The 14,396-nt window shown below is 60.0% G+C and carries 13 protein-coding genes; 6 read left to right on the top strand and 7 right to left on the bottom strand.

Features of this window, described 5'->3' with window-relative positions; all coding sequences use genetic code 11:
• Positions 1-748 precede the first annotated feature (748 nt).
• The 3 genes from K5E37_RS14535 to K5E37_RS14545 form a co-directional block, all read right to left on the bottom strand.
• On the bottom strand, positions 749-2,407 hold the full coding sequence (locus K5E37_RS14535) for a cation acetate symporter (RefSeq protein WP_064594474.1): 1,659 nt from the start codon (positions 2,405-2,407) through the stop codon (positions 749-751).
• A complete protein-coding gene (locus K5E37_RS14540; protein WP_007959307.1) occupies positions 2,404-2,715 on the bottom strand; it encodes a DUF485 domain-containing protein in 312 nt (103 codons plus the stop codon). Before K5E37_RS14540 ends, K5E37_RS14535 begins: the two co-directional genes overlap by 4 nt.
• Before the next feature lie 230 nt (positions 2,716-2,945).
• Positions 2,946-3,797 (bottom strand): glycine betaine ABC transporter substrate-binding protein, encoded by an 852-nt coding sequence (locus K5E37_RS14545; protein ID WP_221534203.1) that lies wholly within the window; start codon positions 3,795-3,797, stop codon positions 2,946-2,948.
• 300 nt (positions 3,798-4,097) lie between these two features.
• Here K5E37_RS14545 and K5E37_RS14550 point away from each other — a divergent pair, with 300 nt between their 5' ends.
• On the top strand, positions 4,098-5,693 hold the full coding sequence (locus K5E37_RS14550) for a beta (1-6) glucans synthase (protein WP_221534205.1): 1,596 nt from the start codon (positions 4,098-4,100) through the stop codon (positions 5,691-5,693).
• Positions 5,694-5,723: 30 nt separating this feature from the next.
• On the opposite strand, the gene K5E37_RS14555 is transcribed toward K5E37_RS14550, so the two are convergent.
• On the bottom strand, positions 5,724-6,092 hold the full coding sequence (locus K5E37_RS14555; protein WP_085605850.1) for a hypothetical protein: 369 nt from the start codon (positions 6,090-6,092) through the stop codon (positions 5,724-5,726).
• A 223-nt stretch (positions 6,093-6,315) separates the two neighbouring features.
• On the opposite strand from K5E37_RS14555, the gene K5E37_RS14560 reads away from it, so the two are divergent.
• Together K5E37_RS14560 and K5E37_RS14565 are read left to right on the top strand one after the other, a co-directional pair.
• Positions 6,316-7,614 carry a serine protein kinase PrkA gene (locus K5E37_RS14560; RefSeq protein WP_007959293.1) on the top strand — a complete coding sequence of 433 codons (1,299 nt, stop codon included), beginning with the start codon at positions 6,316-6,318 and terminating at the stop codon, positions 7,612-7,614.
• Positions 7,607-8,395 (top strand): VacJ family lipoprotein, encoded by a 789-nt coding sequence (locus K5E37_RS14565; protein WP_011333106.1) that lies wholly within the window; start codon positions 7,607-7,609, stop codon positions 8,393-8,395. The genes K5E37_RS14560 and K5E37_RS14565 overlap by 8 nt, the downstream gene beginning before the upstream one ends.
• Positions 8,396-8,459: 64 nt before the next feature.
• Here the strand turns inward: K5E37_RS14565 and K5E37_RS14570 are convergent, their stop codons facing one another.
• A complete protein-coding gene (locus K5E37_RS14570; RefSeq protein ID WP_007959291.1) occupies positions 8,460-9,374 on the bottom strand; it encodes a DUF808 domain-containing protein in 915 nt (304 codons plus the stop codon).
• A gap of 134 nt (positions 9,375-9,508) precedes the next feature.
• Here K5E37_RS14570 and K5E37_RS14575 point away from each other — a divergent pair, with 134 nt between their 5' ends.
• A complete protein-coding gene (locus K5E37_RS14575; protein WP_007959290.1) occupies positions 9,509-10,114 on the top strand; it encodes a TetR/AcrR family transcriptional regulator in 606 nt (201 codons plus the stop codon).
• Between the two features lie 70 nt (positions 10,115-10,184).
• Here K5E37_RS14575 and K5E37_RS14580 read toward each other — a convergent pair whose 3' ends face one another.
• Together K5E37_RS14580 and K5E37_RS14585 are read right to left on the bottom strand one after the other, a co-directional pair.
• On the bottom strand, positions 10,185-10,679 hold the full coding sequence (locus tag K5E37_RS14580) for an REP-associated tyrosine transposase (protein ID WP_085605843.1): 495 nt from the start codon (positions 10,677-10,679) through the stop codon (positions 10,185-10,187).
• Between the two features lie 214 nt (positions 10,680-10,893).
• Positions 10,894-11,334, bottom strand: a complete 441-nt coding sequence (locus K5E37_RS14585; RefSeq protein WP_011333104.1) for a heme-binding protein — start codon at positions 11,332-11,334, stop codon at positions 10,894-10,896.
• A 268-nt stretch (positions 11,335-11,602) separates the two neighbouring features.
• Between K5E37_RS14585 and gcl the strand changes: the two genes are divergently transcribed.
• A complete protein-coding gene (gcl, locus tag K5E37_RS14590; protein WP_221534207.1) occupies positions 11,603-13,378 on the top strand; it encodes a glyoxylate carboligase in 1,776 nt (591 codons plus the stop codon).
• A 138-nt stretch (positions 13,379-13,516) separates the two neighbouring features.
• Entirely contained in the window at positions 13,517-14,299 is a 783-nt protein-coding gene (gene hyi / locus K5E37_RS14595) for a hydroxypyruvate isomerase (protein ID WP_007959286.1), read from the top strand.
• The last annotated feature ends 97 nt before the right edge of the window (positions 14,300-14,396 follow it).

Below are 14,396 nucleotides of genomic sequence, written 5' to 3' on the forward strand. Positions count from 1 at the left end.
GCCTACGGTTTGCTTCGCTGCACCTCCTCTCGATGTATGCGGCTTCGCCGCACGGCGCTGCGCGCCTACCCCCTGATGGACACCTCCGCTCGGCCTGCCGAAGGGGCTGGAGATCAAAAGCCAGAGCAAAAGCCAGATCAAGAGCCCCCCTAGCCCTCTCCCGAAGGGAGAGGGAACTGATCGAGTGGTTTGGGAGAGGTTCGCCGACGTGCGATACCGCGTCGAACTCAGACTTTGAATAGCACAAAAATCGGCTCCCTCTCCTCGGGGAGAGGGCTGGGGTGAGGGGTGAATCCACCACAAAACAAAAGCCAAACACCCGCCCTTCACCACTCACCACGATGAGCGTTAGCTCGAGTACCGCTTTTGATCGCAGGGCCCGTCGGCAGGCTGAGTGGAGGGATTGATCCGGGGGTGGGAGCGCAGCGACCGTGCGGCGCAGCCGCATGCATCGAGAGGAGGTGCAGCGAAGCAAACCGTAGGCGATGCCCCCGGATCGATCCCGGAGCGAAGGAACCCCGAGCCTCAGCGAGGGGCCGTACGTCAGGGTTAGAGACTTTTTGGTTACTTTTGGGGCGTTTGCCAAAAGTGACCCGCCGTAAGGGCGGAACCCCAAGAAGCCGTTACCGCAGCAACGGATATACACACAAACCAAAACCACCCCAAAGAAAGCCCGATAACCGCCCACAAAAAAAACGCCCCAATCTCTCGACCAGGGCATTTTCCATTCAACTCAACCTACAAAGCCTCAGTGCGAAACCGCCCCACTAGCCCCCAACCCAGTCTGCGAACGCACAAACTGCGGGAAGAACGCCGCACGCTCGTTCTCAGCCGCCGCCGACTTGTCGGTAACCGAGAAGAACCAGATCCCGATAAACGCAATGATCATCGAGAACAACGCAGGATACTCGTAAGGGAAAATCGCCTTCTCATGATGCAGAATCTGCACCCAGATGGTCGGGCCAAGAATCATCAGCCCCACCGCACTCACCAGACCCAGCCAGCCGCCAATCATGGCGCCACGGGTGGTCAGCTTCTTCCAGTACATCGAAAGCAGCAACACCGGGAAGTTGCAGCTCGCCGCGATGGAGAACGCCAGGCCAACCATGAACGCAATGTTCTGGCTTTCGAACAGGATGCCCAGGCCGATGGCCAGAACGCCCAGTGCGATGGTGGTGATCTTCGAAACGCGGATTTCATCCTTCTCGTTGGCCTTGCCCTTCTTGATCACACTGGCGTACAGGTCGTGAGACACCGCCGAAGCACCGGCCAGGGTCAGGCCGGCCACTACCGCCAGAATGGTCGCGAACGCCACCGCCGAGATGAAGCCGAGGAACACGCTGCCGCCCACGGCGTTGGCCAGGTGCACCGCCGCCATGTTGTTGCCGCCGAGCAGAGCGCCCGCCGCATCTTTGAAGGCCGGGTTGGTGCTGACCAGCAGGATCGCGCCGAAGCCGATGATGAAGGTCAGGATGTAGAAGTAGCCAATGAAACCGGTCGCGTACAGCACGCTCTTACGGGCTTCTTTCGCGTCGCTAACGGTGAAGAAGCGCATCAGGATGTGCGGCAGGCCGGCGGTACCGAACATCAGCGCCAGACCCAGGGAGAACGCCGAGATCGGATCTTTTACCAGACCGCCCGGGCTCATGATCGCTTCGCCCTTGGCGTGAACCTTGATGGCTTCGGAGAACAGGGTGTTGAAGTCGAAGTTGACGTGCTTCATCACCATCAGTGCCATGAACGAGGCACCGGACAGCAACAGTACCGCCTTGATGATCTGCACCCAGGTGGTCGCCAGCATGCCGCCGAACAGCACGTACATGCACATCAGGATACCGACCAGAATCACCGCAACGTGGTAGTCGAGACCGAACAGCAGCTGGATCAGCTTGCCGGCGCCAACCATTTGCGCGATCAGGTAGAACGCCACCACCACCAGCGAACCGCAGGCAGAAAGGGTGCGGATCTGGGTTTGCCCGAGGCGGTAGGACGCCACGTCGGCAAAGGTGTATTTACCCAGGTTGCGCAGGCGCTCGGCGATCAGGAACAGAATGATCGGCCAGCCCACCAGGAAGCCGATCGAGTAGATCAGGCCGTCGTAGCCGGAGGTGAACACCAGCGCGGAAATACCCAGGAAGGACGCCGCCGACATGTAGTCACCGGCGATCGCCAGACCGTTCTGGAAACCGGTGATCTTGCCGCCCGCTGCATAGTAGTCGGCGGCCGAGTTGTTGCGCTTGGACGCCCAGTAAGTGATGCACAGGGTCGCGCCAACGAACGCCACGAACATGACGATCGCGGAAACGTTGAGTGGTTGTTTGTGGACTTCGCCGGTCAGGGCGTCAGCGGCCCAGACGGCCGGAGCAAATGCTGCGATGCTCAAAAGAGCCAGTAGACGCCGGATCATTGCTGAGCCTCCTTGAGAATCGCGTTGTTCAGGTCGTCGAACTCGCCATTGGCGCGGCGCACGTAAATGCCGGTCAGGATGAAGGCCGAGATAATCAGCCCGACACCGATCGGAATGCCCCAGGTGATGGACGATTCGGGACTGATTTTCGTGCCGAGCACTTGCGGCCCGTACGCGATCAGAAGGATGAAGCCGGAGTAGAGCCCGAGCATGATCGCCGAGAGTATCCAGGCGAACCTTTCCCTTTTCTTGACCAGCTCCTTGAAGCGCGGGCTGTTCTGAATAGAGAGGTAAATGCTGTCGTTCATTGTTTTTATCCTCGCAGCACAGATTTTTATTTTTGGAACATATCCACTGTATGCGGCTGCGAGCCGGGTTCCAGACGACCTTAGTAGTAGAACGCCATGACGTTTTTGCCAATTTCCAGACAAGCCGAAAACGGCCAACGCTACTTATTAATAGTGGGCAAACAAAAAAGGCCGCCCGACTGTGATGTCGGGCGGCCCTGGGAAGCGCAGATTAGACGCTTCGGCTTAAATCACTTGGTCCAGTCGGCAACACGTTCCGGGTGCTTGGAAACCCAATCCTTGGCCGCTGCGTCAGGTTTTGCACCGTCCTGAATCGCCAGCATGACTTCGCCGATTTCGTCTTTCGAAGCCCATTGGAAGTTCTTCAGGAACTTGGCCACTTCCGGCGCCTTGGTCGCCAGCTCCTTGCTGCCGATGCTGTTCACGGTTTCAGCCGCGCCGTACACGCCTTTCGGGTCGTCGAGGAAGCGCAGTTTCCACTTGGCGAACATCCAGTGCGGCACCCAGCCGGTGACGGCGATGGATTCGTTTTTCTTCTCGGCGCGGGTCAGCTCGGCAATCATGCCGGCGCCGGAACTGGCCTTGAGTTGATAGCCGGTCAGGTCGTAATCCTTGATCGCCTGATCGGTCTTGAGCATCACGCCTGAACCGGCGTCGATGCCGACGATGCGTTTCTTGAAGGAGTCGTCGGTTTTCAGGTCTTCGATGGTCTTGGCCTTGACGTACTCCGGCACGATCAGACCGATTTTCGCGTCCTTGAAGTTCGGGCCGTAATCAACGACCTGATCCTTGTTCTTGGTCCAGTAGTCGCCGTGGGTCACGGGCAGCCAGGCCGAGAGCATGGCGTCGAGTTTGCCGGTGGCAACGCCCTGCCACATGATGCCGGTGGCGACGGCTTGCAGTTTCACGTCGTAGCCGAGTTTCTGCTTGATCACTTCGGCCGCCACGTGGGTGGTCGCGACGCTGTCGGACCAGCCGTCAACGTAACCGATGTTCAGGGTCTTGGTTTCAGCACTGGCGAGTGTGGAGCCCATCGCAAGCACCAGAGCGGCACCTGCGCCTAAAAGTCGTCGCATCTTCATCGTTACTTCCCCGAAATGCTGCGCCCGACGGATGCCGGGCATCGTCAACGTATTGTTATGGTGCACAGCGCCCCCATCACGCCTGACCGCAAACTCGTTAGTACATCAGCCGGATTATCAATAAGGGTACTGACGGTTTCGATCATCAACCTGACGCCCGATAAGACCTGCTCTGCCAGCGACCTCGAAGCAACGAGAAACGACATCAGAAAGCCATTAACTGCCTCCGGATATTTGGCGCCAGACAATCCGCCCGAACTTTGCATGTCAAAATCGTGCGGGCCACCAACCTGCTTATAAATGCAGGTAACATGCGTCGCTTTGCAGCCACTCGGCCTGACCATGTCCGCGACTTCCCGCTTCCCCTTTCTTCCTTATGTGTTCGCCTGCCTGCTCGGGCTGTTTGCCCTGTGCGGCTTCTGGTACGGCCTCGGCAAACCGGTGATCCTGCCGGACGTCGCCACCCCGACCCACAAACTGCAATGCGCCTCCTACACCCCGTTCGACAAAGACCAGTCGCCGTTCGACGTGCCGTTCAAACTGCGCCCGGAGCGCATGGACGCCGACCTCGCCCTGCTCGCCACCCGCTTCGAATGCATCCGCACCTACTCCATGACCGGCCTCGAAGCGCTGCCAGATCTGGCGCGCAAGCACGGCTTGAAGTTGATGATCGGCGCGTGGGTCAACAGCAATCCGGTGGACACCGAGAAAGAAGTCGATCTGCTGATCGCTTCGGCCAATGCCAACCCGGACGTGGTCAGCGCCGTAATCGTCGGCAACGAGGCCTTGCTGCGCAAAGAGGTCACCGCGACCCAGCTGGTGAAGCTGATCAACAAGGTCAAGAGCCACATCAAGCAGCCGGTGACCTACGCCGATGTCTGGGAGTTCTGGCTCAAGCACCCGGAAGTCGCGCCGGCGGTGGATTTCCTGACCATTCACTTGCTGCCGTACTGGGAAGACGATCCGTCGAACATCGACGCCGCGCTGCATCATGTGGCGGAAGTGCGTCAGGTGTTCGGCAACAAATTCGCGCCCAAGGACGTGATGATTGGCGAAACCGGCTGGCCGAGCGAAGGCCGCCAGCGTGAGACCGCGCTGCCGAGCCGGGTCAACGAGGCCAAGTTCATTCGTGGTTTTGTCACCCTCGCCGAGCAGGAAGGCTGGCGTTACAACCTGATCGAAGCGTTCGACCAGCCGTGGAAGCGCGGCAGCGAAGGCGCGGTCGGCGGTTACTGGGGGCTGTTCGATGCCGATCGCCAGGACAAGGGCGTGCTGGCCGGTCCGGTGTCGAACGTGCCGTACTGGTCGCAGTGGCTGGCCGTCGGCGGGCTGATTTTCCTCGGAACATTGCTGCTGGGCGGTTGGGTTCGTACGACGCGTTCGGCACTGATCCTGCCGCTGCTCGGCGCCCTCGCCGCCTGTTCGATCGGCGCCTGGGGTGATCTGGCACGGGTGACCACGCGGTTTGCCAGCGAATGGCTGTGGGTCGGGTTGCTGACGGCTCTGAATCTGTTGGTGCTGGCCCATGCCGCGCTGAGCTTGAGCGCCCGCAATGGCTGGCGTGAACGGGCGTTCAACGCTTTCGAGCGACGGGCCGGCTGGCTGGTCGCGGCAGCGGGTTTCGCCGCTGCGGTGATGATGCTCGAGTTGGTGTTCGATCCGCGCTATCGCAGTTTTCCGAGCGTGGCGTTCATCCTGCCGGCGCTGGTTTACCTGTGCCGCCCGGTGCCCGTGGCCCGGCGGGAGATCGCGCTGCTGACCTTCATCATCGGCGCCGGCATTGCGCCGCAGTTGTTCCGTGAAGGACTGCAGAATCAGCAGGCGTGGGGCTGGGCGCTGGTCAGCGTGCTGATGGTGGCTGCACTTTGGCGCTGCCTGCGGGTTCGCAAGGGCTGATTCACAGGGAATGCCCGCGATGACTGACGATCAGGCCTCGCGGGATTCCCGGACCAGTCGCAACCCGGCAATCACCACCGCAAACACCGCCAGTGTCGTGTTGTACAACGCCAGCGCCGGCAACCCGAACACCAGCGCCAGCACCGCCAGCCACCACCCTGCCCGTCCCGGCACGACAAAACCGATCACCGCAGCCGCGATCGCCGCCCAGCCCAGCATCTGGAAATGAATCATCAGGCCCAGGTTCGAGCGCACCGAACATTCCCAACGGCTCGCCTCATCCACGCAGATGCCCACCCACTGCGCGTCCTCCATGAAGCCATAACGCGCGCCATAACTGGCGGCCAGCCACAACGGCAACAGAACGAGCAACAGAATCACGGGCAAGCGGCGGGACATGGAACACTCCAATCGATGAAATCGGCGGCCAGCTTAATCTGCCGCCGCGCATACGCAAGGGCTAACAACTCTTAACTGGTCATTCATTCCGTGCAAAGTGTATCGTCCGGCTACTATTACTCCGAATTCCGTCAGTTTGGTGCCGTGGCATGGCACTTTGGCGCAAACCCGGTGGTCATAGCCTGCGAACCTCATTCGGCACCTTCCTCTAAGGGATCTAGTCATGCTCCGTTCCTTGCGCTTCGCCGCCCTGTTTGGCGGCCTTATTCTGAGTGCGTCCGCGCTGGCGGTGGATATCGACGCCGCCAGCTATGGCTATCCCCTGACCAACCCGTTCGAGGCGACCATCGCCACCACGCCGCCGGACTTGCGCCCTGAACTGCCACTGGACGACGACATCGATCAGACCGATCGCAGCGTCACTCTGCGCCCCGAGCGCGAATTCATCCTGCCGGACAATTTCTGGCCGGTGAAAAAACTCACTTACCGCATCGCCACCCAGGACAAGGCCGCGCCGCTGATCTTCCTGATCGCCGGCACCGGCGCGCGCTACGACAGCACGCTCAACGAATACCTGAAGAAGCTTTATTACAAGGCCGGCTACCACGTGGTGCAGCTGTCATCGCCGACCAGCTTCGACTTCATGAGCGCCGCCTCGCGCTTCGCCACCCCCGGTGTGACCAAGGAAGACGCCGAAGACATGTACCGGGTGATGCAGGCCGTGCGGGCGCAGAACCCGAAACTGCCGGTCACCGACTATTACCTCAGCGGTTACAGCCTCGGCGCACTGGACGCAGCGTTCGTTGCCCATCTGGATGAAACCCGTCGCAGCTTCAACTTCAAGAAAGTCCTGCTGCTCAATCCGCCGGTCAACCTCTACACCTCGATCACCAACCTCGACAAGCTGGTGCAGACCGAGGTCAAGGGCATCAACAACAGCACCACCTTCTATGAACTGGTGCTGAGCAAACTGACCCGCTACTTCCAGCAAAAAGGCTACATCGACCTCAACGATGCACTGCTCTACGACTTCCAGCAGTCCAAGCAGCACCTGAGCAACGAGCAGATGGCGATGCTGATCGGCACTTCGTTCCGCTTCTCGGCGGCGGATATCGCGTTCACTTCGGACCTGATCAACCGCCGCGGCCTGATCACCCCGCCGAAATTCCCGATCACCGAAGGCACCAGCCTCACACCGTTCCTCAAGCGTGCGCTGCAATGCGACTTCGACTGCTACCTCACCGAACAGGTGATCCCGATGTGGCGCGCCCGCACCGACGGCGGCAGCCTGCTGCAACTGATCGATCAGGTGAGCCTGTACGCATTGAAGGATTACCTGCACGACAGCCCGAAAATCGCCGTCATGCACAACGCCGACGACGTGATCCTCGGCCCGGGCGACCTCGGTTTCCTGCGCCGGACTTTCGGCGATCGCCTGACCGTTTACCCGCTGGGCGGCCATTGCGGCAACCTTAACTACCGCGTCAACAGCGACGCCATGCTGGAGTTCTTCCGTGGCTAAATATCTCCTGCTGATTGCAGCGCTCCTCAGTGCAGGTATGGCCCAGGCCGACAACAGCAAAGCCAATGCACCGGTGGTCATCGACAGCGACGGCTTCAAGGAGCCGCTGTCCAAACTCAAGTTCAACCCGGGGCTGGATCAGCGCGAATTCGAGCGCTCGACCCTCAGCGCGCTGAACGTCTATGACCCGCTGGAAGAGTGGAACCGCCGCGTCTACCACTTCAACTACCGCTTCGACCAATGGGTGTTCCTGCCGGTGGTCGATGGCTACCGCTACATCACCCCGAGCTTCGTGCGCACCGGCGTGAGCAACTTCTTCAACAACATTGGCGACGTACCGAACCTGGTCAACAGCCTGTTGCAGTTCAAGGGCAAGCGCTCGATGGAGACCACTGCGCGCCTGCTGCTCAACACCACCATCGGCATCGCCGGGCTCTGGGATCCGGCCACCGCCATGGGCCTGCCACGTCAGAACGAAGACTTCGGCCAGACCCTGGGCTTCTACGGCGTACCGGGCGGTGCTTACTTCGTGCTGCCGATTCTCGGCCCGTCGAACCTGCGCGACACCGCAGGCCTGGCTGTGGACTACACCGCCGAGTCCGCGATCAACTTCCTCAATGTCTCGGAAGTCAGCTCCAACCACCCGGAAGTGTGGGTACTGCGTGGCGTCGACAAGCGTTACCAGACCAGCTTCCGCTACGGTCAGCTGAACTCACCGTTCGAGTACGAAAAGGTGCGCTACGTCTACACCGAGTCGCGCAAGTTGCAGATCGCCGAGTAAAAACGCCGGCCACAAAAAAGGCCATTCGATGCGAGTCGAATGGCCTTTTTGTTTGCCTCAGGATTTAGCCTTTCAGGGCTTTCCAGACTTTGCCGATCACGGACACGCCCGCCAGCACCACCGCACCCGCGATGATCCCCGCCACGCCGTTCAACAGCATCGGCACCACAAACCCGGCGCCACCGGCCGCTGCGCCGACGCTTTCGATCCAGTGATGCACCACCGGTACGCCGTGGGTCAGGATGCCGCCACCGACCAGGAACATCGCTGCGGTGCCGATCACCGACAGGCTTTTCATCATGTACGGCGCCGCACGCAGGATGCCGTTGCCGATACTTTTGGCCATCTGCCCAGGCTTCTGAGTCAGCCACAGGCCGAGGTCATCGAGTTTGACGATGCCGGCCACCAGACCGTAAACGCCCACGGTCATGACAATGGCGATGCCCGACATCACGATCACTTGCTGAGTCAGCGAAGCATCGGCCACGGTGCCGAGGGTGATGGCGATGATTTCCGCAGAAAGGATGAAGTCGGTGCGGATCGCGCCTTTGATCTTGTCCTTCTCGTACGCCACCAGATCGGTTGCCGGATCAGCCACGGCTTCAACCAACTGGGCGTGCTCGGCTTCGTCTTCAGCCTTGCTGTGCAGGAACTTGTGCGCGAGTTTTTCGAAACCTTCGAAACACAGGTAGGCGCCACCGACCATCAACAGCGGCGTCACCAGCCACGGCACGAACGCACTGATCGCCAGCGCCGACGGCACCAGGATCAATTTGTTGACGAAAGAACCCTTGGCCACCGCCCAAACGACGGGAATTTCCCGCTCCGCACGTACGCCGGAGACCTGCTGGGCATTGAGCGCCAAGTCGTCGCCGAGCACACCGGCGGTCTTCTTGGCAGCCATTTTGGTCATCAACGCAACGTCGTCCAGAACGGTAGCGATGTCGTCGATCAGCACCAGCAAACTGCTTCCTGCCATGAATCTTGTTTCCTTATGTGAATAATGCCGCGCAGCATACCGCGACTGCAGGCCACACGGGGCATTGTTGAGCGCCGCGCGAGGCCGGTGCTACCATGCGCAACCGCCAGAACAGGCAAGGAACCACCGGGTTTATGAGCACAATCCGCGAGCGCAACAAAGAACTGATCCTGCGTGCAGCCAGTGAAGAGTTTGCCGACAAGGGCTTCGCTGCCACCAAAACCAGCGACATCGCCGCCAAGGCAGGACTGCCCAAGCCCAACGTCTATTACTACTTCAAGTCCAAGGAAAACCTCTACCGCGAGGTGCTGGAAAGTATCATCGTGCCGATCCTGCAGGCCTCGACTCCGTTCAACCCGGACGGCGTACCGAGCGAAGTGCTGAGCGGTTACATCCGCTCGAAGATCCGCATCTCCCGCGACCTGCCCTTCGCCTCCAAGGTGTTCGCCAGCGAAATCATGCACGGCGCCCCGCACCTGAGCGCCGACCTGGTCGAGCAGCTCAACGGCCAGGCCAAGCACAACATCGACTGCATCCAGACCTGGATCGACCGCGGCCAGATCGCCCCGATCGACCCCAACCACCTGATGTTCAGCATCTGGGCCGCAACCCAGACCTACGCCGACTTCGACTGGCAAATCTCCGCCGTCACCGGCAAGGACAAGCTCGACGAAGCCGACTATGAAGCGGCAGCACAAACCATCATCCGGTTGGTGCTCAAGGGCTGCGAGCCGGACTGAAGACTCCGGCGACCTCATCGCTAGCAGGCTAGCTCCCACTCTCCTGTATCCGCAAACTCTCCTGTGGGAGCTAGCCTGCTAGCGATGAAGGCGACTCGATTTTGGCTTGAGCCCAAATGGCATCCCACAACGGATAGTCAGACAGCTTTTCCACCAGTCCAGCCCGCAATGGGTTAGCCACGACATACCGTGCCATTTTCACCAAGTCATCTTCTCGGCGCAGAGCCTGGTCATAAAACCCCTTTTGCCAAAGATTGATTTTTCCGCCATTGGACTGGTTCACGGCTTTGGTACTGAATGATTTAGTTCGTTGCATCAATTCACCGAGCGATCCCCTCTTCAGTTCAACGAGCCAGTGAAAGTGATCGGGCATAACCACCCAAGCCAGAGAGTTCACATGACCCTGTTTCTGCGCGCAGACAAACTGATTGGCCACTAACCTGCCCAAAGCAAAATCTCTGAAAAACGGTTTTCTCTGGCAAGTATTGGAAGTGAGCAAATAAATGCGATCAGGTTCGGCATAGCGGCCGATCCTTAGGCGGTGTGAAGCGGGTGAATTGGACATTGATGAGCCTCCTCCATGATTGCAGTCATGAAAAAAGCTAGCCCTGAAAAGGCTGGGGTGCGGTTCAGATCCTTATCAGGTTGTGTCTGCCAGGCAGCCATCGCGAGCAGGCTCGCTCCCACAGGGGCTTTAAGGTGGCCACAGAAATGTGTCTACCTGTGACCACCTGTAGCAGTAAGCCTGCTCGCGATGGCGTCAGTTCAACCGCCGTAAATCACGCGGCCACCCCCGCATCCGCCCGCAGGTCCAGGGCCTCTACGGCCTTGATTGCCACCTGCTCATCGATGTCCGACAGATCGCCGCTGATGCCGATCGCACCCAGCACGTTCCCCGCCTGATCACGAATCAGCACACCACCCGGTGCCGGCACGACGCTGCCCTGCCCCATGCTGTTAAGTGCGGCGATGAACGCCGGGCGTTGTTGTGCGTCCAGCGCCAGCAGGCGTGAGCCCTTGCCCAGGGCGATGGCGCCCCAGGCTTTGCCGATGGCGATGTTCGGGCGCAGCAGACTGGCGCCGTCTTCGCGTTGCAGAGTGACCAGATGGCCACCGGTATCCAGTACTGCGATGGTCAGCGGCGCAGCTGAGATGGCCCGCCCTGCATTGATGGCTTCGTTGACCAGCTTGACTGCGACTTTCAAGGTTAAAGCGCTCATGGTGCCGTCCTCATTTTGTTATTGGGAAAGTCGTTGGGCTGCGCTTTTCTGCCGCAGCCCGATGCAACAAATAGAACACAATGAATTATTTTTTTGTATACAATAATTCTCGAAAAGCGCCTCATGCGACGAAAAGCCACAGCAGAACAGGCTTCCGACGAATGAAACAGGCGCTTGAGAAAATGGATTGACCTGCGCCGTCCGCCGTGAATACACTCTGCGCAAAGCCACTTGTATACAATTACAAAACGTAAAGAGGCACAAAACCATGAGCAAAATGAGAGCAATCGAAGCCGCCGTTCTGGTGATGCGCCGTGAAGGGGTTGATACCGCTTTTGGCATTCCAGGCGCTGCAATCAACCCGCTGTACTCCGCCCTGCAGAAAGTCGGTGGCATCGATCACGTCCTTGCTCGCCACGTTGAAGGCGCCTCGCACATGGCCGAGGGCTACACCCGCACCAAGGCCGGCAACATCGGCGTGTGCATCGGTACTTCCGGCCCGGCCGGTACCGACATGGTCACCGGTCTGTACAGCGCCTCCGCGGACTCGATCCCGATCCTCTGCATCACCGGCCAAGCACCCCGCGCCCGTATGCACAAGGAAGACTTCCAGGCCGTCGACATCACCAGCATCGTCAAGCCGGTGACCAAGTGGGCGACCACCGTTCTGGAGCCGGGCCAGGTGCCTTACGCCTTCCAGAAAGCCTTCTACGAAATGCGCTCCGGCCGTCCAGGCCCGGTGCTGATCGACCTGCCGTTCGACGTGCAGATGGCTGAAATCGAATTCGACATCGACGCTTACCAGCCACTGCCGCTGGCCAAGCCGAGCGCCACCCGCGTGCAAGTTGAAAAAGCGCTGGCCCTGCTCGATCAGGCCGAGCGTCCATTGCTGGTGGCCGGCGGCGGCATCATCAACGCCGATGCCAGCGATCTGCTGGTTGAGTTCGCCGAGCTGACCGGCATTCCGGTCATCCCGACCCTGATGGGCTGGGGCACCATTCCTGACGATCACCCGCTGATGGTCGGCATGGTTGGTCTGCAGACTTCGCACCGTTACGGCAACGCCACGATGCTGAAATCCGACGTGGTACTGGGCGTCGGCAACCGCTGGGCGAACCGCCACACCGGCTCGGTCGACGTTTACACCGAAGGCCGCAAGTTCATTCACGTCGACATCGAACCGACCCAGATCGGCCGCGTGTTCACCCCGGACCTGGGCATCGTTTCCGACGCCGCTGCCGCGCTGACCGTGTTCATCGAAGTCGCCCGTGAATGGCAAGCCGCCGGCAAGCTGAAAAACCGCTCTGCCTGGCTGCAGGATTGCCAGCAGCGCAAGGCCAGCCTGCATCGCAAGACCCACTTCGACAACGTACCGGTCAAGCCGCAGCGCGTTTACGAGGAAATGAACCAGGTGTTCGGCAAGGACACCTGCTACGTCAGCACCATTGGTCTGTCGCAGATTGCCGGCGCGCAGTTCCTGCACGTCTACAAGCCGCGTCACTGGATCAACTGCGGCCAGGCAGGCCCGTTGGGCTGGACCATTCCGGCAGCGCTGGGCGTGGTGAAGGCCGATCCGAACCGTAAAGTCGTGGCCCTGTCGGGGGACTATGACTTCCAGTTCATGATCGAAGAACTGGCGGTCGGCGCTCAGTTCAAACTGCCGTACATCCACGTCGTGGTGAACAACTCGTACCTGGGGCTGATCCGTCAGGCCCAACGCGGGTTCGATATGGACTACTGCGTGCAGCTGTCCTTCGATAACCTGAACGCGCCGGAACTCAACGGTTATGGTGTCGACCACGTCGCAGTCGCCGAAGGCCTGGGCTGTAAAGCGCTGCGTGTGTTCGAACCGGCTGACATCGCCCCTGCCCTGCGCAAGGCCGAACAGCTGATCGAAGAGTTCAAGGTGCCGGTGATCGTCGAGATCATTCTGGAGCGTGTGACCAACATCTCCATGGGGACCGAGATCAACGCCGTCAACGAATTCGAAGACCTGGCGCTGGTCGGCAACGATGCGCCTACGGCGATTTCGTTGCTCGATTGATTGCTATTGCTTGATCGTTCCCACGCTCTGCGTGGGAACGCAGCCGGGGACGCTCTGCGTCCCAAAGCGGACGCAGAGCGTCCATAGAGGCATTCCCACGCAGAGCGTGGGAACGAGAATCTAGAACGGGAGACCACCATGCCGCGTTTCGCAGCCAACCTGTCCATGCTGTTCACCGAACAGGATTTCCTTGCCCGTTTCGACGCCGCCGCCAAGGCTGGCTTCAGCGGTGTCGAGTACCTGTTCCCGTACGATTTCAGCTCCGCCGAAATCAAGGCCAAACTCGACGCCAACGGTCTGACCCAAGTGCTGTTCAACCTGCCGGCCGGCGACTGGGCCAAGGGCGAGCGCGGTATCGCGTGCCTGCCGGACCGGGTCGAAGAGTTCCGTGCCGGGGTCGATCTGGCCATCGCTTACGCACAGGTTCTGGGCAACACCCAGGTCAACTGCCTGGCCGGCATCCGTCCGCAGGGCGTGGACGATGCCACCGTTGAAAAGACCTTCGTCGCCAACCTCAAGTACGCCGCCGACAAGCTGCAAGCCGTCGGCATCAAACTGGTGATGGAAGCGATCAACACCCGCGACATCCCGGGTTTCTACCTGAACAACACGGCGCAAGCCCTGTCGATTCGCGAACAGGTGGGCAGCGCCAATCTGTTCCTGCAATACGACATCTATCACATGCAAATCATGGAAGGCGATCTGGCCCGTACCCTGCAATCGCACCTGGCCGAGATCAACCATGTGCAACTGGCCGACAACCCGGGCCGCAACGAGCCGGGCACTGGCGAGATCAACTACCGCTTCCTGTTCGAACACCTCGATCGCATCGGTTATCAGGGTTGGGTCGGCTGCGAGTACAAACCGCTGACCACCACTGAAGCAGGCCTCGGCTGGCTGAAGACCCACAACGCGATTTAAGAACAATGCAAAAAACCCTGTGGGAGCGAGCCTGCTCGCGATGAGATCTCCTCGGTACAACTGATGTACCGCAGCGCCTGAATCGCGAGCAGGCTCG

The organism is Pseudomonas sp. RIT778 (assembly GCF_019718735.1).
GTDB lineage: Bacteria > Pseudomonadota > Gammaproteobacteria > Pseudomonadales > Pseudomonadaceae > Aquipseudomonas > Aquipseudomonas aphyarum.